Origin of the sequence: Marinobacter arenosus, assembly GCF_019264345.1 — a bacterium.
Classification (GTDB): Bacteria; Pseudomonadota; Gammaproteobacteria; order Pseudomonadales; family Oleiphilaceae; genus Marinobacter; species Marinobacter arenosus.
In genome coordinates this window covers 468,732-486,077 of record NZ_JAHVAO010000001.1, presented here as the reverse complement: position 1 = coordinate 486,077, position 17,346 = coordinate 468,732, and the positions used below count along the sequence as shown (strand labels likewise).

Sequence of the window (17,346 nt, the reverse complement as noted above, 5' to 3'; positions counted from 1 at the left end):
AATGGTCATGGGGAGCGGCTTTGGCAGTGGCGACGCTTTCAGCGAGTCAGTTCACAATCCGGCCAGTTTTCCACCGCGTATTGGATATGGGCCGTGTAGTTGGTGTCGTTGTTTTTGCGGATATTGGTGAGACCGTAATAGTCCGTCAGGGCGCCGCGGGCGTTGTAACCGAGGATGATAGGGTCGACCAGAAAGCGCAGGATCACGCCTGTGGGGCGAATCTGGACAACATGATCCGCAGTGACCTGGGAGCTTTCGGCGGCCTCGAGAACAAACTCATAGTGCTCGCCACGGGTGGGACCAAGGAACCGGAACGCCACCGGCTCATTGTTCAGCACAGCCGGCCAGTTGCGTCGCACAAAATTATCGAAACCTGCGTCGACCACAACGCTGTCGGAGAAGGGGACGTCGAACGATTTGTTTTCCCCTTCCGGAGTTTGCCAGTTGACCACCAGGGTATCGTCGTCCGGATAGTCGATAACCAGGGACTCGTCGAATCGGGGCTGGCGGAAATTAACGGCGGGCCGAATCAGCGATTTGGAGTAGTTGAGATCCTTGTTGGCGAACTCACGACCGCCACCGGGCTCCTGGTAGCCGACCTCGTGTTGCCGGGGGCGGAAAACCCCTTGTTCACAGACGCCGGTAACCCGGTGCTGCTCAACATAGAGAGTTTCACCGGCTTCCGTCCTGGCGGTGCCGGTAAAATTCATTTGCGCGGCAAACCCCATTTGAGCCGCGAGGAAGCACGCTGAGGCGATCATCAATCTGGCTGGATTCGTGGTCATTGCTGAAGCTCCGGGTACAGGGATCTTTTGAGAAACAGCAGAAGGGGAAACACCACCAGCCAGCCAACTGCCAGCGCCGTCAGTGACGGCAGCAGATCTGGCAGGCTAACCGCCCCCAGCTTGCTGGCGGACCAATAGGCAAAGGGGCCGGCAATGGGAGCAAGAACAAAGGGTAGCCAGGCCTTGCGACTGATCCAGTCCAGGGAGTGGCTGAGGGTGCTCATAAAGATGGCCCAGATCGCGACCAGCCACGGCGGCGTCAGCAGGATGTCGCCGTCGACGCCGGCGAGGATGCCGGTACGAAACCACAGCAGATCGAGGGAGGCGCCCAGGACGGTGCCAAGACCAATGAACTGGAGTTCGCTCATCCGTCTCTGGCTGACCAGCACGAAATGCACGACCAGGAGCGCCAGCACCAGACCCGCAGCTGCCATGCCCGGGAAGAGAACGCAGATCAGCCACCCGGCCTGAAAGACAACGAAGTTAAGAATGTTACGGGCGGTCTCGGACTGGATCATAGGCTCAGGATGTTCGGTCGTTTGTTGCCCGGTTTTGCCATCACGATCTGGGACACGCCGATGGCGCGTTCGCTGAATCCAGCCTCGCAGTATGCGAAGTAGAACTCCCAGAGGCGACGGAACGCTCGGTCATAGCCCAACGCCTCAAGCTTTCCCGGGTTCGCCATGAACCGCTCGCACCAGTCGTGCAGGGTGCGCGCGTAATGGAAACCAATGTCCTCGGCGTGGGTGAGCACCAGGTTGCTCTGGGTCCTCATGGAATCGAGGATGGCGCCGAAGGAGGGGATGAAACTGCCGGGGAAGATGAAACGCTGGATGAAATCGACGTTCCTGAGGGCGCGCTGATAGCGTTGTTCCGGCATGTTGATGGCCTGAATCAAGGCGAGTCCATCGGGTTTAAGCAGGGCGCTGATCTGAGCCAGATAACTGTCGAGGAACTGCGGCCCGACTGCCTCAATCATCTCAATGGACACAAGCTTGTCAAAGCGGCCTTCGAGATCCCGATAGTCGTCGAACAGCAGGGTAATGCGGTCATCGAGACCTTCCTCCGAAACCCTGGCTTTCGCCAGTTCCAGCTGCTCTTTTGAGATTGTGGTTGTGGTTACGTGGCAGCCGTAGTGCTTGGCCGCATGGATCGCGAACCCGCCCCATCCGGTGCCAATTTCGATCACCCGGTCGTCCGGCTGCAGATCCAGTTTCCGGCAAATGGTGTCGAGCTTGTGGGTAGCGGCTTCTTCCAACGTGGCGTCCTCGCTCGGGTAGATCGCCGAGGAGTACATCATGGTTGGGTCGAGGAAGAGCTCGAACAGGTCATTGCCCAGGTCGTAATGGGCGCTGATGTTCTTCCGGGACCCTTCCCGGGTATTCCGGTTAAGCCAGTGTAGCCCTTTCAGGGCCGGTTTGGTGACCCAGCTGAACCGGTCCTCGAATTCGTTCATTCGGTCCACATTCCGGGTGAAGAAGCGGAGCAGGGCCACAAGGTCCGGGGTGGTCCAGTCGCCATTCACGAAGGCCTCCGCGGCCCCGACGCTGCCGCCGGTGAGCAGGTCCCGCCAGGTACTGTGATCATGAATCACCAGCTCGGCGGCGGGATACTGGGTGTCGCCGTCGCCGAAAACCAGATCGTCGCAGCCTTCCTCGTAGACGGTGAGGATGCCGTCGCGAAGCTGGTTGAGTTGCTGGATCACCAGACTTCTGGCGATCCGGCTGACCGGAGAACGTGAACGTTCTTGGTCACCCGTTGATTGAACTGAGGTATTCAGGTTCTCCATGAACTTACCCTTCCACGTTTCTCGTTGTTGTCTGCGGCACTGGAAACTTCCAGTCCCGAATCGTCTGCCCCCCGCCTGTGGGCGGGGTCGTCTGCGGACAGTTTGTCCGGATGGGTGTAAAACGGTGCGCCCTTGAGCTTGAGCTTCAGGGCGTGCCAGTAGATCCCGGCCGACACCTTGAGCGCTTCCAGCGGAAACTTCCGAAGACTCCTGTGTACTTCTTTACGGGTGAGCGGGGTGCGATGGACTACCAGAGTGGCGTCAAAATGCTTCTTTTCCTGTTCCCGTACGTTCATGTGAATCCGGAGGTCAGGGCCACGGAAGCTGAACGTCCACTGGTAATGCTGTTCCATGCCGTTAAACGGTGACACATGGAAGCGTTTGCTAAAGCCGAACCGTTCCGTGCGCCACCCCGACGTGTTCGGGCCTTCACGCAGGGTTTCCAGACAATAGACGTGGCGTTCGTTCCAGGGGGTGTTGGTGATCTGGGCCACGATTACCCGGGGCACTGCGCCGTCCTGAGGGCTGTCCTCGTGGCCGTAACAGAAGTAGAAACTAACCGGATTGAACACGTATCCGAAATAGCGTGGGTGGGTCACCAGCTCGACGAGGCCATCCGGCCGCCAGCCGGTCGCCTTCTCGACATGGTCTCGGACGGCTGCCGATAACGAACCGGCACCTGGCTGGAAATAGTCGGCCCGGCGTAGCGACAGCCAGTTAAAGCGCTCCAAAGAGAAACACGGGCTGATGTCGGTGATCCGGTCCCACTCGTCCACATCCAGCGCCAGCATGCCAGTGCTGTACTCAAACTCGTGGTTCACTGGAAACATCCGGCGGTGGCGAACCGATCCTTCAAGCCATTGGCTGTTCATTGCTATAGCTCCAGACCGAAGGCCTCGGTCACGCGAAGCGCGCTGCGTACGCCGTCTTCATGAAAGCCATTGAACCAGTAAGCGCCGCAGTAATGGGTGCGGTTCCGGTTTCCGATGTCGTCGTACCGCCCCTGCGCCGCGACCGCCTCCAGGGTGAAGACCGGGTGGCTGTAGCTGAACTGCTTTATGATCCTGTCCGGGGCGATGTCGTGGCTGCGGTTGAGGGTCACGCAAAAGGTTTCCGGTGCATCATGGAAATTCTGCAGAATGTTCATGTTGTAGGTAACGGACACCGGCTCGGTACTGTGCGTGGGGATGAAATAGTTCCAGGCGGCCCAGGCCCGACGGGTGTCCGGGAGCACGCTGCTGTCGGTATGGAGGACAACGTCGTTGCTCTGGTAGCCGATGGCTCCGAGGACCTCCCGTTCACAGTCCGTGGGATCGGCCAGCATCGCCAGGGCCTGGTCGCTGTGGCAGGCCAACACGACTTGATCAAATCGACGTTCTTTGCCACCCACGTAGAGAGTGACACCCTCATCGTCCCGTTTCACGCGTTCAACCGGGCTGTTCAGGTGGGTGCAATCGCCCAGCCGGTCCATCATCTTGTGGACATACTGGGCAGAGCCACCTGAAATCACCCGCCAGGTGGGGCGATCGTCCACGGAGAGCATGCCGTGGTTATTGAAGAACTGCAGGAAGAACCGGATTGGGAATTGTTCAAGCACGATTTCCGGAGCGGACCAGATCGCGGCGCCCATCGGCACGATGTAATAATTTCTGAAATAGCGAGAATAACCGTTCCGGCTCAGATACTGGCCCAGGGTCTCGCTGTCGTTGATGGCATTCGCCGCCAGATCGGCGCGGGTTTCCCGGTTAAACCGGAGTATTTCCCGGATCATCTTGAGGAACGGCAGGTTGAAAATGTTCTTGCGCTGGGCGAACAGGGTATCGAGACTGGTGCCGTTGTATTGAAGGCCCGTGGCGTTGCAATCGACACTGAAACTCATGTCGCTGACTTCCGATGGCACGCCGAGCCGGTCCATCAGACGGATGAAATTCGGATAGGTCCAGTCATTAAACACAATGAAGCCCGTGTTGACGGGCCAGGTGCGGCCGCCGGCTTCAACCTGTTCGGTATTGGTGTGGCCGCCGGCATAATCGCCGGCTTCAAACAATTCGACATCGTGCTTCTCGGCCAGCAGCCAGGCGGCCGTCAGGCCGGACACGCCGGCGCCAATGACAGCAATACGCTGACGTTCGTTACTCATCCATTGTTTTCCTGTTCAGTGGTACTTTTTCTCGCCATAGAGGCCGCCATGCGATCGATCAGGGTTTGTGGTAGCGCGCCCAGCAGTCGGAGCATCCAGGTGAACCGTTTCGGAAACGCGATTTCGTTCCTGCCTTTGGCCAGGCCGCTGACGATGCGGTCCGCTGCTTCTTCGGCCGACACGAGAAACGGCATGGGGAAGTCGTTGCGATCCGTCAGCGGGGTTTTCACGAAGCCAGGAGACACGACGACAACGTCAATGCCCTCGGCGGCAAGATCGGCCCTCAGGGCCTGGGCCAGGTAGGTCAGGGCGGCCTTGGAGGCGCCGTAACCCTCTGCTCGACCGAAGGGGAACCACCAGGCGGACGAGCTGATGATCACCAGGGTTGCCGGTAAGCCCTTGGCGCGCGTCCGCCTGAGTGCGGGTAATGCGATATCAAGGCAGCGGGCGGTACCGATGACATTGGTGTGGATGTTTTTCTCGATCACTTCGCTGTTGTAATGGGTGATGTCCAGGTACTCGCAGGTACCCGCGTTCAAGATGGCCATGTGGAGATCGCCATGATTCTCAAGAACGTTGGCGATGCCGCGGAGATCTTCTTTACTGGTGGTGTCACCCGTTGCGGTAATAATGCGCTCGGGCGCCAGAGCCTTGAGCTCTTCCAGGGGGTGCGCCCGACGTCCGGTGAGCACCAGCCGGTGACCTCCCCTGGCGAGTGCCCGGGTCACTGCCTCACCGATGCCGGAACTTGCCCCGGTGATCCAGATGTTGGAATGGGTCTGAAGGCGTTCGGTCATCCTGCGTATCCTTTAATCCAGCGGACAACGCTACCGACCACGGGAAGGTTTTCGTACAGCAATTGTCCGGCGTCGAAGTAATCGCGGTGGTAGCACACCTTACCGTCGGCAATGCGCAGGTGACTGATGCCGTCCACAAGGATTTCCTTTCCGCCGTTGATTCGCTTGTGCCGAAGATGCATGACCCAAGGGATGACTGAGTAAGAGCCATCGAATACCGGCTCTGAAAAGTCAAAGCGACAGCTAATGGCGTTGGCGTAGGCACTGGCGAAATAATGCGTCAGCTCATCCAGGCCCTGAACCGATCCAAGGGGATCCTGAAACTGGATGTCCTCGCTGTAAACTTCCGACAGTTTGTTCAGATTGCCCTTGTCGAGTTCGTTGAAAAGCCGCTTGAAATGCTCGATCGTGACGGGTACAGCAGAGTTTCGGGAACCGACTTCAATGGCCGAGGCGGTAGTCATGAACGTGTCCTCCTCATTCTGTCCAGTTGGCGGGTTTCTTCCTTGATGTGTTTGGGAATCGGGTTGAGATCCCAGATGATCCCAAGGCGGGAAAGTAGCCAGAGCCCATACCAGGTGATGTCGATTTCATACCAGCGGAAACCCTGGCGCACTGACTGGGGCCAGCGATGGTGGTTGTTGTGCCACCCTTCGCCCAGTGTCAGCAGGGCCAGCCAGAAATTGTTGCGGCTCCCGTCGGACGTATCGAAACGGCGCTTGCCCCAGACATGGGAGAGCGAATTGATGGATACCGTAGCGTGGAACAGCGCTACCGTGGAAATAAAGAATCCCCAAACCAGCAACTGAAGACCATTGGTACCAAGGCCCGGCGCCCAGACCGCAAGCGCCTCGCCGATTCCGTAGATGGCAACGGCGGCAATGGCCGGAACGATCGCATCGAAACGGTTTATGAACCGCAGTTCGGGGAATTTCATCCAGTCCCGAACCCGGCGTTCATCCATGGCGAAGCCGGCGTCGCAGGTGAACCAGCCAACGTGGGACCACCAGAAACCGCCGTGATGCGGCGAATGGAGGTCCTGTTCCTGGTCGGAATGCTGATGGTGGTGGCGATGGTGGGCGGCCCACCAGAGCGGCCCCCGCTGGGCCGCGCTGGCACCAAGGACGGCGAACACGAACTGGGCGGGCCGGCTTGTCTTGAAGGTTTTGTGGGCGAAATAGCGGTGGTAGAAGCCGGTGATTGCAAACATCCTCAGCAAAAAGAATCCCGCGGCGAAGGCGGCCGCGAAGGTGCTGACGCCGGTGTAAAAGGCCAGCAAACACGCGAGGTGCAGGGCCAGAAACGGAATAACGCGGATAAAATTGAAGGAACGGGAGCTGGTGTCGATGTGATCCGAACCCGCGGAGGAATCGAACCACCTCAGAATGTTTGTCAACCAGTTTTGTACTCGGGTCATACCCTGTTTGCCCTTGTCTCTTTTGTGAACCTGAACAGCGTGGTCATCGGTTTTTTGCCGAACAAAACGCTTGCAGGGTTGTACGTTCTAACTCACCACTTTGGATGCACGATAACCCATGTTTAATCAGTCATCGCAATCACCCCTTATACGCCGCATTGCGGTCGTTGGTTCAGGCCTCGCGGGGCTGACCGCCGGCCTGAAGTTGAAACATCAGGGTCACTCGGTCCAGGTCTTTGAAAAAAGCCGGGGACCGGGAGGACGGCTTGCGGCCAAGCGGGTGCCGGGTGGCTCGGCTGATGTCGGTGCCCAGTACTTCACAGCCCGCAATCCTGCATTTCTTCCATTTCTTCAGGAGTTCGCGGGGGAGTCAGCCTTTGCCCGGTGGCAGGGTCGGTTCGGTTTCCGAAACGACCGGGGTGAGTGGGACAGCTTCCCGGACGATCCCCGATACGTGGGCGTACCCCGGATGACCGCGATCACCCGCGCGCTCTCAGCCCATCTAGATCTGAAGGCTGAGACGCGGGTTGGAGCAATTCGAAAAGCAGGCTCCTCCTGGACCCTTGTGGACACAGAAGGCGCGATCCTCGGGGAATTCGATCAGGTGGTGATCACGGCGCCGCCCGCCCAGGCCCGGGACCTGCTGGCAGACAGCAACCTGCATGAATTGGCGCAGGAACTGGATGCGCCGGTGACAAAAGTATTGCCCTGCTGGGCGGTGGCCGCACACTTTGAGCGTCCGCTTCCGTCCGACTACGAGGGCATGCGAGTGGAGCATCCGGTGCTTTACTGGGTTGCCAACAACTCCAGCAAACCCGGGCGGGACGATGCCGGCCAATGGTGGGTGTTGCACGCCAACCCGGAGTGGACCGACGCGCACGTTGAGACGCCGCCGCAAGATGTGGCGAACCTGATGATCGATGCGCTGCGGGACCTGCTCGGGTGTACGGATGCCCCGGACAATGTGGTCACCCATCGATGGCTTTATGCCCGATCGGCGGACAGTGACCAGCCCGGGCATCTCTGGTTTCCAGACCACAACATTGGTATTGCGGGGGACTGGCTCAGTGGCGGGCGCGTGGAAGGGGCGTTCAACAGTGCCTGCAGCCTGGTGGAAGCCATGTCAGGCCGCGACTGAGGCTCGCTACTCAACCATGCCCTCCAGCCCCCGGGTGGTGACATCCGGGCGCAGGTAGAAGTGGGTGATGGTGCCGTCACTGAACTTGCTGAAAAAGGCGCTGACGTGGGTAATCTTCTTAAGGGAACGTTTTCGATCAATCGGATCCCTCGTCAGCACCTTGATGCCGTTGAAATTATCCTGAATGTTCGAGAACCGGGCCCGCATGGAGCAGGTCACCACGTGCGAGGGGTTGAGTTCCAGTTCCTGTGCCAGCCAGGCGCTATGACGTTCGATGCCCCTGTCGCTCAAATCTTCGCGGGTATCGAGGTGGCTGAGTTTGACCCGGTTGACGATGCAGAAAGAAAAACTGCCCGGGTTCTTTCTCGCAACCTTGCGGAAGGCCTCCCAGAAGAAATTGTCCGTCAGTTCCGCGAAAAAACGCATGTCACTCAGGCAGGTGTCCACCCACTGGAAATTCTCGGGGTCTTCCAGCACCTCATTAATCGCTTCGCGTAACAGCCAGTCGAAGCCGAGCGCCGTTTTGTGGGCGTACACCTTGCGGTACATCTGATGCCGGCTGTAAACGAAATCCTCAAGGGCCCCGAGGCCTTTCTGGGTGATGGCCAATCCCAGCCAGGGCTCGGAAACGTTCCAGCCAAATCGAAGGTTGCTCAACAGATGGTCGAGGTTAAAGCCGCCGATCGTGACCGATGAGTGGAATCCGTCCCGGAGCATGTAATCCGCGCGGTCGGCATCGATTTCTCCGGAAACGATGGATTTCAGCAGGTCCATCACCATGCGCGGAATATCGCTGCTGATGAGGGTTCCGGATTCGGCGTCTTCGCCGGCGATAAAGGCCCAGAAGGTGTGGGCGTGCCGCTGAAAGGTGTCACTGGGCGACACATCGGTCGTTTCCATGATTCCAATGACGTCCCGGGCACAGAGCCCGGCGCTTTCCAGATCAACCGACGAGAGAACATCGTGGGCGACACGGACGGAGTAATGCTCGTGTTCCAGTTCTTCCGGCTCCCCGGAATGGTAGATCGAGTAGTCAACGCCGTCCCAGAGATCGCCAAATCGCCCCGGACGGGACATCAGGTCGCGGATCCGACGAGCCTGGGTGAACTGGTGGGAAAAGCTGGAATGGCCGCTGTCGTGCAGCAGGCATCCCAGGCGAATGGTCTTGGCGAGGTAATCGATGGCGTCGAGCTGACTCAGGCTCAGGTCGGTCTGCTCGCTCAGTTGCCGCTCCCGCAGGTACGCATCGATCATGGACCGGAACATGCGCGTTCCGACGTGCATCACACCGATGCTGTGGAGGAAGCGGGAGTGGGTCGCGCCCGGGAATACCAGACTCAGGATATCATTCTGGCAAATATTCCGGAGACGCTGGAACAGGGGATGATCGATTACCTGGATTTCGTGGCGATATAGGGGAATGCCGCCGTGGACCGGGTCCATAATCAGCTTGTCATAGGCGCCAAGCAAGTCGTTTACGGCACGTCTCATATCCAGGAATCTCCCAATTTCGTCAAACTGGCCTTGTTATATCACAGGGTCGTGCCAGAATAGGCTTATTAAACCCGATTTTTCGTTTATCGCTGGTAGCTTAGGGCAATAGCCATGACGTCGCGCACCGAGCGCATTCTGATTATTGATGCCGATGAAAAGGCCCGTCGGGACCTTTCCCATTACCTGGAAGCCCGCGGCTTTTACGTTACCGGCGCTTCCGGCCTGTCCTCTGCCAAGACGCTGTTTGACGATAGCATTCCTGATGTCATCTTTGCAGACCTTCCGCCGGCGGGGATCGGGGATCTGGCTCGGCGGCTCGAAGAGTCTGAAACCTTCACGCCCATCGTCTGCTGTTCCGCGAGCGATTCCAGTGCAGACGTTGTTAAAGCGCTCAGGGCAGGGGCTGCGGACTTTGTCCTGAAACCGTGTAACGACGATCGGGGCGCGCTGGACGATGTCATTGAAAAGCTTTTTGATCGGGTGCGAGTAAACCGCCTGAACCAGCTATACCGTCACGAGCTGGAGGAAGCCAACCGGGATCTGCGCAACGGCATAGCGGAACTGCGCGCTGACCAGCGGGCAGGGCGCAAGGTGCAGTTGCGAATGCTTCCGGATCACGAACAGGATCTGGTTGGCCTGCACGTGGACCACCTGATCAAGCCTTCGCTTTATCTCAGTGGCGATTTCCTGGATTACTTCCGCATTTCAGAAGATCAGGTGCTGGTCTACATTGCTGATGTGTCGGGCCACGGGGCCAGTTCCGCCTTCGTTACCGTGATCCTGAAAAACCTGACCAACCGGTTGCTGCGCAACCTCCGGCGCCAATCCAGTCACGACATACTCTATCCGGATCGCTTTCTGGAACGGATCAATTCGGAACTGCTGGACACGGGGCTCGGCAAACACGTAACCGTGTTTGTTGGCATTATTTCCGTTAGCGAGCGTAAATTAAGGTACGCCGTAGGGGCGCATTTCCCGATGCCCATTCTGTCATTTGAAGGCGGTGAAACGGCCTTTCTTGAGGGCAGTGGGTTACCGGTTGGCCTTTTCGATATGCCCCAGTGGGAAGTTTACGAAGTGCCACTGGATAAACCTTTCCGGCTAATTCTGTTTTCGGACGGCATTTTGGAGGTCATACGTGCCAAAAGCCTTGATGAAAAGGAAAGGACGCTACTTGAACTCGTTTCAGGAGGTCGTCACACTATCGCCTCCCTTAACGAGGCTCTGAATCTCGACGAGATCACGGAATTACCGGACGATATAGCTATTGTGTCGGTTACTGATACCATGGTCGGATCAGATAACACGTCGTCGAAATAGTGGCAGTGTGAAAAAATGGCTGGTTACAAGATCCTGCAAGCTGAAAAACAGGGCATCTATGTCCTGAAGTTTATTGGCGAAATCCGGCTGAACCTGTGTTCGACGCTGGACAATCTGGTTGAGTCCATCACGCAGGACCCTCAGTTCAAAACCGTGGTCATTGATCTGACAGAAACCGAAATCATCGACAGCACCACGCTCGGGCTTCTCGCCAAAATCGCCATGGCAGCCCAGCAACAAAGCCAGTTTTTGCCCACACTGATTTCCACCAACCCCGATATCACCCGCATTATCACATCCATGGGGTTCGACAAGATCTTTATCATTGTTCGTGAACCCGCGTCCCGCATTGAAGAACTCGAAGAAATTCCTGTGTTGAAAGCCAGCGAGCAGCAGGTTCGTGACAAGGTTTTGGACGCGCACAAGGTGCTGATGGGGCTGAACAGCCGTAACAGGGAAGAGTTCAAGAACCTGGTGCGTGCTCTCGAGTGTGAAGAGCCCGGTTAAGCCGGACCGTTCCTGATCCCGGAACGAACCGGATTCTCATCGTTTTGACACAGTAATGGAATAATTATGCCTGAAAAGAACGCGCCTCAAGACAATGGGGCCAAAGGGCCGGTACATGACGTAGCGGTTCTTGGCGGTGGCAGCTTCGGTACCGCAATGACCAAGGTACTGGGCGAGAACGGCCATCGCGTTCACTTCTGGATGCGGGATGACGCTCAGGTTCAAGAGATCACCGACACTCGTATCAACAGCCGGTACATGCCCGACGTTAAGCTGTCCGGTGACATTCTTCCCACCACCAATCTGGCCGAGGCGGTCGGCAACGCCGAAATCGTATTTGTGGCCATTCCAAGTAAGGCGTTCCGAGCGGTTATCCGGGATCACAGCGGCGAATTCAGGGATGGCCAGATCGTCGTCAGCCTCACCAAAGGTATCGAGGAACACGGCTTCAAGCTGATGAGCGAGATCCTCCAGGAGGAAATCCCCCGGTGTCGTATTGGTGTCCTGAGCGGACCCAATCTCGCAAGTGAAATCGTTAACCGGGACCTGACCGCAACGGTGATCGCCGCCAAGGACCCGGACGTTCGCCGTACCGTCCAGGACCTGCTCGGCTGCGAGTATTTCCGGGTCTACGCCAACGTGGATATCTACGGCGTTGAGCTGGCGGGCGCCCTGAAAAACATCTACGCCATCGTAGCGGGCCTTGCGTCGGCCCTGGATATGGGGGAGAACGCGAAAGCCATGCTGATCACCCGTGGGCTGGCGGAAATGAGCCGGTTTGCGGTCAGCCTTGGCGCCAATCCCATGACCTTCATGGGGCTCGCGGGAGTGGGGGATCTCATCGTGACCTGCACCTCGTCCAAGAGCCGGAATTTCCGGGTAGGCTATGCGGTGGGTAAGGGCCAGAACCTGGACGACGCGGTCGCTGAGCTGGGTCAGGTCGCCGAGGGCATCTATACTCTGAAGCTGGTGAAAGAGAAATCCGAGGCCATTGGCATCTACATGCCTCTGGTGAGGGGGCTTTATGAAATCCTCTATGGGACCGCCTCCATCAAAGCCGTTATTAACAGCTTGATGATGGCTGTGCAGAATTCCGACGTGGAATTCATACTCCCGCGGACGATCACCCAGTAACGTTCATTCAGTGGAGGGATGCCTGTGCAGTTGTTGATCATGCGGCACGGCGAAGCGGGCTGGCATACGCTCGATCAGGAGCGTGAGCTGACCGAAGCCGGGCGTTTTCATGTCGCCGAGGCCGCTGCGCAGATTGCCGAATCCCCGTGGCGCCCCAAGCTGATCTGGAGCAGCCCCTACGTTCGGGCGAGGGAAACCTCGGCCATCGTGTCGGAAATCCTGAACTGCGCGATCGAAGAAAAGCAGTTCCTTACGCCCGATGACGACCCAGGCCTCTGCTTCGACGCCCTGTTGGAGAACCAGGCGTCACCGCTGCTGATCGTCTCGCACATGCCCCTGGTGGGCAGTCTTTCCACATTGCTGGTAGACGGCCACCGCCGCGGGATACCGTTCATGACCTCCCAGGCGGTGCTGTTGGATATGCCGGTGATTGGTCCCGGCTGTGCGGACTTGAAAGCCCAGTTTCTGCCCTGATCTCCCTCATCATCGACACGCCAGTTACCGATTGAGCCATTGTTATGTACAGTTTTCCCATTGATTACGTCGAGCCGGTTTTCCGGCCTCCGAGTGAAGCCAAATCCCTGATTCTTCCTGTCACCAATGGGTGTTCCTGGAACAAGTGCACCTTTTGCGAGATGTACACCCAGCCGCAGAAGAAGTTTCGGGCCCGGAAGCCGGACGATGTTCGACGCGACATCGAGAACGCCGCCCGTAGCCTCGGGGGTGTTCGGCGAGTATTCCTGGCCGATGGTGACGCGATGGTCCTGCCCACGCGGCGTCTCCTTGAAATTCTTGCAGACCTGAAGGCAGCCTTCCCGGATCTGCAGCGGGTGTCCAGCTACTGCCTGCCGCGAAACCTTGCGAAAAAGACAGTGGATGAGCTGGCCCAGTTGAAGGAGGCCGGACTGCAGATTCTGTATGTCGGGATGGAGTCGGGCGACGATGAAATCCTGAACCGCGTTAACAAAGGGGAGTCGTGGGAGTCCACTCGCTCGGCGTTGGTGAAAATTCGCGAAGCGGGCCTGACCAGTTCGGTTATGGTTCTGAATGGGCTGGGGGGCGAAACCCTCTCGCGCCAGCATGCGATCAATACCGCGACCCTGTGCAATGAAACCCAGCCGGACTACCTGTCGACGCTGGTGGTGAGCTTTCCCCAGGGCGAAGAGCGGTTCCGGGCCGGATTCGGTGATGATTTTGTCCCGCTCACTCAGCAGGGACTGTTCGGGGAGATCAGACTGTTCCTCGAGCATCTTGAGCTGGAGCGCACGGTGTTTCGGAGCGACCATGCCTCCAATTATCTGGTACTGAAGGGCACGCTCGGCCGCGACAAACAGAAAATGCTGGAGCAGGTCGACCTCGCCATTAACAGCCCCGGTGCTGTTCCGCTCAGGGCGGAATGGATGCGAGGGTTGTAACTGATGGATTGCGGAGCCAACGTATGAGCCAGAACCCGGAAAGTCTTGCCAAGCAAGTGGAGCAGATTGTGAAGAACCCGGAACAGCCACCCCTCGACCAATGGCACCCGGAACTGTCCGGGGACATGGATCTCCGCATCACCCGCGATGGCCAATGGATACACAAGGGCGAACCACTGGCACGAGAGGCCATTGTTCGCCTGTTCTCTACCATCCTGCGCCGTGAAGACGACGGGCAGTACTACCTGGTCACCCCCGTGGAAAAATGGCGGATCGAGGTGGAGGACACCCCTTTGCTCGCTCACTCCCTGACGGTTGAAGGTGAGGGGCAGGATCAGGTCATCACGTTGACGACCAATGTGGGTGAAACGCTTGAGGTCGGAGAGGACCACCCGCTCGACGTCGGGGAGTATCCGGATTCCGAAGAGCCACGCCCGGTCGTTCGGGTTCGTCACGGTGTCGATGCAAGATTGGTGACCGCAGCCTTTTACGATCTGGCCAATCATGTCGTTGAACAGGGCGGGGCAGACGACCGGATGCTGGGGGTGTTTAGTCGCGGAAATTTCTACAAAATCGGGCGGGGTGGTTGAAAACCCATACGGCGCCCCCACCTCTGACGGTAGAAAACGCATCAACTCAGTTGTTAAACTGTGTTTTCATACTTGTTACGAGCCTGGCTCTCTAACGAGGCCCGGTGGTCGTCAGTCCCTCTGTGCAGTCTGACTGTTCAAGATCACTTTCGATTGCCTTAATTCATTAAACAGTCATTGCGACACGCAAGGAGATCACATGGCCCAACCTCGTGTTGTCACCATCCATTACACGCTCACCAACGACCAGGGAGAGCAGCTTGACTCCTCCCGTGTAGAGGGTCGTGAGCCGCTGTCTTACCTGGAAGGTGCCCAGAACATTATCGGTGGACTGGAAAGTGCACTGAACGAAAAGAACCCTGGCGATCAGGTCAAAGTATCTGTTGAGCCGGCAGAAGGTTATGGCGAAGTTAACGAAGAGCTGGTCCAACCGGTTCCGCGCTCAGCTTTTGAAGGTGTCGACACGATCGAGCCCGGCATGCAGTTTCAGGCACAGACTCCGGGTGGCCCTCAGGTTGTACGTGTCGTTGAAGTCGGCGATGAAACCGTCACCATCGATGCCAACCACCCGCTGGCTGGCCAGACCCTGCACTTCGACGTAGAAGTTGTAGAGGCCCGTGAAGCGACTGACGAAGAAAAAGAGCACGGTCACGCTCACTAAGCTTGTCAGAAGCTCCATCGAAAAACGGCTCCTTCGGGAGCCGTTTTTTTATGCCTGAATGATATCAGGGTGCAAAAAAAAGCGGCCCCGAAGGGCCGCTTTCCATGGCGTTCCAAACTTACATGTTTGGATAGTTGGGGCCACCGCCACCTTCCGGCGTTACCCAGTTAATGTTCTGTGCAGGGTCCTTGATGTCGCAGGTCTTGCAGTGAACACAGTTCTGGGCGTTGATCTGGAACTTCTTCCCGCTGCCGTCGTCTTTCTCGACAACCTCGTAAACGCCGGCCGGGCAGTAGCGCTGAGCCGGTTCGTCGTACTTGGGCAGGTTTTCCTGCAGCGGAATGTCCGGATCGGTCAGTTTCAGGTGAACCGGCTGATCTTCTTCGTGATTGGTGTTGGAGATGAACACCGACGACAGCCGATCGAAGGTCAGTTTGTTATCCGGCTTCGGATAGCTGATCTTCTTGGCTTCGGACGCAGGCTTGAGCGTTGCGTAGTCCGGAACTGTGTCGTGGAACGTAATCGGCAGGCTGCCGCGCAGAATGTTCTGCTCGAAGAAGGCGATCGCGCCACCCACGACGTTGCCGAACTTGTGCATGGCCGGACCGAAGTTACGCTCAGCGTACAGCTCTTTGTACAGCCAGCTGTCCTCGAAACGCTTCTGGAAATCGGTGATTTCTTCTCCGGCTTTGCCGTCTTTCAGTGCCTCGAATACCGCCTCTGCACCCAGCAGGCCCGACTTCATGGCGGTGTGGGAACCCTTGATCTTGGAGCTGTTCAGGGTGCCAGCGTCGCAGCCCAGCAACAGACCACCCGGGAAGCTCATTTTCGGAAGGGCATTGTAGCCACCTTTCGAAATGGCTCGGGCGCCGTAGGACACACGCTTGCCGCCTTCCAGGTATTTGCTGATCTCCGGGTGAAGCTTCAGGCGCTGGAATTCCTCGAACGGGCTCAAGTGCGGGTTGCTGTAGGACAGGTCGGTGATCAGGCCAACGTAGACCTGCCCGTTTTCCAGGTGATACAGGAAAGAACCGCCGGTAGAGCCGCTTTCGTTCAGCGGCCAGCCAGTGGTGTGAACAACCAGGCCAGGCTCGTGCTTGGACGGATCAATGTCCCACAGTTCCTTGATGCCGATGCCGTAATGCTGCGGATCCTTACCTTCGTCCAGCTTGAAGTCGTTGATCAGGCGCTTGCCGAGGTGACCACGGCAGCCTTCGGTAAAGAGGGTGTACTTGGCGCGCAGTTCCATACCCGGCATGTAGCCGTCTTTCTCGGAACCGTCACGGGCCACGCCCATATCACCGGTGATGATGCCTTTGACCTGGCCGTCTTCAACGATGGTCTCGGCAGCAGCAAAGCCGGGATAGACTTCCACGCCCAGTTGCTCGGCCTGCTCGGCGAGCCAGCGGCAGAGGTTGCCCAGGCTGATGATGTAGTTGCCGTGGTTGTGCATGTTCTTGGGCACGAAACCATTCGGAATCTTGGTCGCTTTCTGCTGATCCTTCAGCAGGAAAATGTCGTCGCGAGTGACCGGCGTGTTAAGCGGGGCACCTTTCTCTTTCCAGTCCGGGAAGAGTTCGTTGAGGGCAGTGGGCTCGAATACGGTACCGGCAAGAATGTGCGCGCCGATTTCAGAACCTTTCTCTACCACGCATACGGTCAGTTCTTCGCCAGCTTCCTGTGCCAACTGCATGACACGACAAGCTGCCGACAGGCCCGCAGGGCCGCCGCCGACGATAAGAACATCAAATTCCATCGATTCGCGTTCCACGTTGGTCTCCTCAAACTTCTTTAATGGATATTATGTGCCCGCAGGCGAATAATTCAGGGACGTCATCATACCGGTAAAAGTGCCTATAGACGACTGCCCGTAGCCGAATGTAACGACTTATCAGATTGAAAGGATATCGTATTTGAAGAATCAAACAAACGTTTGTTTGAAATTCTCTCCGTCCTTTGGCATTGTAAGTGCGCACCGAAACATCGTGTGTTCTGAGGCGTTTTTTAGTATCGTCTCACGGCCAGGCCGAGTCAACAACGGCCAATTGGCTTGAGAAACGCTTCTGGCGCGTCGAATGGGGCTATTGACCCATTTATCCTTTGCCTGCAGTATTAGTCCGCCGTGACAGCAGGCCCCGCGTGAGGAAGCTGTTTGTAAC

At 57.6% G+C, this 17,346-nt stretch carries 18 protein-coding genes; 8 read left to right on the top strand and 10 right to left on the bottom strand.

Features of this window, described 5'->3' with window-relative positions; translation table 11 throughout:
• Positions 1-38: 38 nt before the first annotated feature.
• Genes KXD86_RS02255 through KXD86_RS02220 form a run of 8 tightly spaced genes read right to left on the bottom strand, consistent with a single transcriptional unit; the run spans position 39 to position 6,928 of the window.
• Positions 39-785: a hypothetical protein gene (locus KXD86_RS02255; RefSeq protein ID WP_228739297.1), complete on the bottom strand. Its 747-nt coding sequence runs from the start codon at positions 783-785 to the stop codon at positions 39-41.
• Positions 782-1,303 (bottom strand): DUF2878 domain-containing protein, encoded by a 522-nt coding sequence (locus KXD86_RS02250; protein WP_218634464.1) that lies wholly within the window; start codon positions 1,301-1,303, stop codon positions 782-784. The genes KXD86_RS02255 and KXD86_RS02250 overlap by 4 nt, the downstream gene beginning before the upstream one ends.
• Positions 1,300-2,574, bottom strand: a complete 1,275-nt coding sequence (locus tag KXD86_RS02245; RefSeq protein WP_218634463.1) for an SAM-dependent methyltransferase — start codon at positions 2,572-2,574, stop codon at positions 1,300-1,302. Before KXD86_RS02245 ends, KXD86_RS02250 begins: the two co-directional genes overlap by 4 nt.
• Positions 2,562-3,446, bottom strand: a complete 885-nt coding sequence (locus KXD86_RS02240) for a DUF1365 domain-containing protein (RefSeq protein ID WP_218634462.1) — start codon at positions 3,444-3,446, stop codon at positions 2,562-2,564. Before KXD86_RS02240 ends, KXD86_RS02245 begins: the two co-directional genes overlap by 13 nt.
• A 2-nt stretch (positions 3,447-3,448) precedes the next feature.
• Positions 3,449-4,714, bottom strand: coding sequence for an NAD(P)/FAD-dependent oxidoreductase (locus KXD86_RS02235; protein WP_218634461.1), 1,266 nt, complete (start codon positions 4,712-4,714; stop codon positions 3,449-3,451).
• Entirely contained in the window at positions 4,711-5,511 is an 801-nt protein-coding gene (locus KXD86_RS02230; protein WP_218634460.1) for an SDR family NAD(P)-dependent oxidoreductase, read from the bottom strand. The genes KXD86_RS02235 and KXD86_RS02230 overlap by 4 nt, the downstream gene beginning before the upstream one ends.
• Positions 5,508-5,975, bottom strand: a complete 468-nt coding sequence (locus KXD86_RS02225; RefSeq protein WP_218634459.1) for a nuclear transport factor 2 family protein — start codon at positions 5,973-5,975, stop codon at positions 5,508-5,510. Before KXD86_RS02225 ends, KXD86_RS02230 begins: the two co-directional genes overlap by 4 nt.
• Positions 5,972-6,928: an acyl-CoA desaturase gene (locus KXD86_RS02220; protein WP_218634458.1), complete on the bottom strand. Its 957-nt coding sequence runs from the start codon at positions 6,926-6,928 to the stop codon at positions 5,972-5,974. Before KXD86_RS02220 ends, KXD86_RS02225 begins: the two co-directional genes overlap by 4 nt.
• A gap of 118 nt (positions 6,929-7,046) precedes the next feature.
• Between KXD86_RS02220 and KXD86_RS02215 the strand changes: the two genes are divergently transcribed.
• Positions 7,047-8,066 (top strand): NAD(P)/FAD-dependent oxidoreductase, encoded by a 1,020-nt coding sequence (locus KXD86_RS02215; RefSeq protein ID WP_218634457.1) that lies wholly within the window; start codon positions 7,047-7,049, stop codon positions 8,064-8,066.
• A gap of 6 nt (positions 8,067-8,072) precedes the next feature.
• On the opposite strand, the gene KXD86_RS02210 is transcribed toward KXD86_RS02215, so the two are convergent.
• Positions 8,073-9,557, bottom strand: coding sequence for an HD domain-containing protein (locus tag KXD86_RS02210; protein WP_218634456.1), 1,485 nt, complete (start codon positions 9,555-9,557; stop codon positions 8,073-8,075).
• Positions 9,558-9,671: 114 nt separating this feature from the next.
• Between KXD86_RS02210 and KXD86_RS02205 the strand changes: the two genes are divergently transcribed.
• From KXD86_RS02205 to KXD86_RS02175, 7 genes are all read left to right on the top strand, one after another.
• Positions 9,672-10,880 carry a PP2C family protein-serine/threonine phosphatase gene (locus KXD86_RS02205; protein ID WP_218634455.1) on the top strand — a complete coding sequence of 403 codons (1,209 nt, stop codon included), beginning with the start codon at positions 9,672-9,674 and terminating at the stop codon, positions 10,878-10,880.
• Between the two features lie 15 nt (positions 10,881-10,895).
• The gene (locus KXD86_RS02200; RefSeq protein ID WP_218634454.1) at positions 10,896-11,387 is read left to right on the top strand and encodes an STAS domain-containing protein; all 492 of its coding nucleotides are present in this window, start codon (positions 10,896-10,898) and stop codon (positions 11,385-11,387) included.
• A 66-nt stretch (positions 11,388-11,453) separates the two neighbouring features.
• Positions 11,454-12,521, top strand: a complete 1,068-nt coding sequence (locus KXD86_RS02195; protein ID WP_218634453.1) for an NAD(P)H-dependent glycerol-3-phosphate dehydrogenase — start codon at positions 11,454-11,456, stop codon at positions 12,519-12,521.
• A gap of 24 nt (positions 12,522-12,545) precedes the next feature.
• On the top strand, positions 12,546-12,995 hold the full coding sequence (locus KXD86_RS02190) for a SixA phosphatase family protein (protein ID WP_218634452.1): 450 nt from the start codon (positions 12,546-12,548) through the stop codon (positions 12,993-12,995).
• A gap of 44 nt (positions 12,996-13,039) precedes the next feature.
• The gene (locus tag KXD86_RS02185; protein WP_218634451.1) at positions 13,040-13,936 is read left to right on the top strand and encodes a radical SAM protein; all 897 of its coding nucleotides are present in this window, start codon (positions 13,040-13,042) and stop codon (positions 13,934-13,936) included.
• Positions 13,937-13,959: 23 nt separating this feature from the next.
• On the top strand, positions 13,960-14,526 hold the full coding sequence (locus KXD86_RS02180; RefSeq protein ID WP_218634450.1) for a DUF1285 domain-containing protein: 567 nt from the start codon (positions 13,960-13,962) through the stop codon (positions 14,524-14,526).
• A gap of 199 nt (positions 14,527-14,725) precedes the next feature.
• Positions 14,726-15,187 carry an FKBP-type peptidyl-prolyl cis-trans isomerase gene (locus tag KXD86_RS02175; RefSeq protein ID WP_218634449.1) on the top strand — a complete coding sequence of 154 codons (462 nt, stop codon included), beginning with the start codon at positions 14,726-14,728 and terminating at the stop codon, positions 15,185-15,187.
• A gap of 118 nt (positions 15,188-15,305) precedes the next feature.
• Here the strand turns inward: KXD86_RS02175 and KXD86_RS02170 are convergent, their stop codons facing one another.
• Complete coding sequence (locus KXD86_RS02170; RefSeq protein ID WP_218634448.1) at positions 15,306-16,958, bottom strand: electron transfer flavoprotein-ubiquinone oxidoreductase; 1,653 nt, start codon at positions 16,956-16,958, stop codon at positions 15,306-15,308.
• Positions 16,959-17,346 lie beyond the last annotated feature (388 nt).

What these genes read in the sequence shown, in the direction of transcription:
- KXD86_RS02255 (WP_228739297.1), bottom strand. Translation starts at nt 785, where the DNA reads ATGACCACGAATCCAGCCAGATTGATGATCGCCTCAGCGTGCTTCCTC.
- KXD86_RS02250 (WP_218634464.1), bottom strand. Translation starts at nt 1,303, where the DNA reads ATGATCCAGTCCGAGACCGCCCGTAACATTCTTAACTTCGTTGTCTTT.
- KXD86_RS02245 (WP_218634463.1), bottom strand. Translation starts at nt 2,574, where the DNA reads ATGGAGAACCTGAATACCTCAGTTCAATCAACGGGTGACCAAGAACGT.
- KXD86_RS02240 (WP_218634462.1), bottom strand. Translation starts at nt 3,446, where the DNA reads ATGAACAGCCAATGGCTTGAAGGATCGGTTCGCCACCGCCGGATGTTT.
- KXD86_RS02235 (WP_218634461.1), bottom strand. Translation starts at nt 4,714, where the DNA reads ATGAGTAACGAACGTCAGCGTATTGCTGTCATTGGCGCCGGCGTGTCC.
- KXD86_RS02230 (WP_218634460.1), bottom strand. Translation starts at nt 5,511, where the DNA reads ATGACCGAACGCCTTCAGACCCATTCCAACATCTGGATCACCGGGGCA.
- KXD86_RS02225 (WP_218634459.1), bottom strand. Translation starts at nt 5,975, where the DNA reads ATGACTACCGCCTCGGCCATTGAAGTCGGTTCCCGAAACTCTGCTGTA.
- KXD86_RS02220 (WP_218634458.1), bottom strand. Translation starts at nt 6,928, where the DNA reads ATGACCCGAGTACAAAACTGGTTGACAAACATTCTGAGGTGGTTCGAT.
- KXD86_RS02215 (WP_218634457.1), top strand. Translation starts at nt 7,047, where the DNA reads ATGTTTAATCAGTCATCGCAATCACCCCTTATACGCCGCATTGCGGTC.
- KXD86_RS02210 (WP_218634456.1), bottom strand. Translation starts at nt 9,557, where the DNA reads ATGAGACGTGCCGTAAACGACTTGCTTGGCGCCTATGACAAGCTGATT.
- KXD86_RS02205 (WP_218634455.1), top strand. Translation starts at nt 9,672, where the DNA reads ATGACGTCGCGCACCGAGCGCATTCTGATTATTGATGCCGATGAAAAG.
- KXD86_RS02200 (WP_218634454.1), top strand. Translation starts at nt 10,896, where the DNA reads ATGGCTGGTTACAAGATCCTGCAAGCTGAAAAACAGGGCATCTATGTC.
- KXD86_RS02195 (WP_218634453.1), top strand. Translation starts at nt 11,454, where the DNA reads ATGCCTGAAAAGAACGCGCCTCAAGACAATGGGGCCAAAGGGCCGGTA.
- KXD86_RS02185 (WP_218634451.1), top strand. Translation starts at nt 13,040, where the DNA reads ATGTACAGTTTTCCCATTGATTACGTCGAGCCGGTTTTCCGGCCTCCG.
- KXD86_RS02180 (WP_218634450.1), top strand. Translation starts at nt 13,960, where the DNA reads ATGAGCCAGAACCCGGAAAGTCTTGCCAAGCAAGTGGAGCAGATTGTG.
- KXD86_RS02175 (WP_218634449.1), top strand. Translation starts at nt 14,726, where the DNA reads ATGGCCCAACCTCGTGTTGTCACCATCCATTACACGCTCACCAACGAC.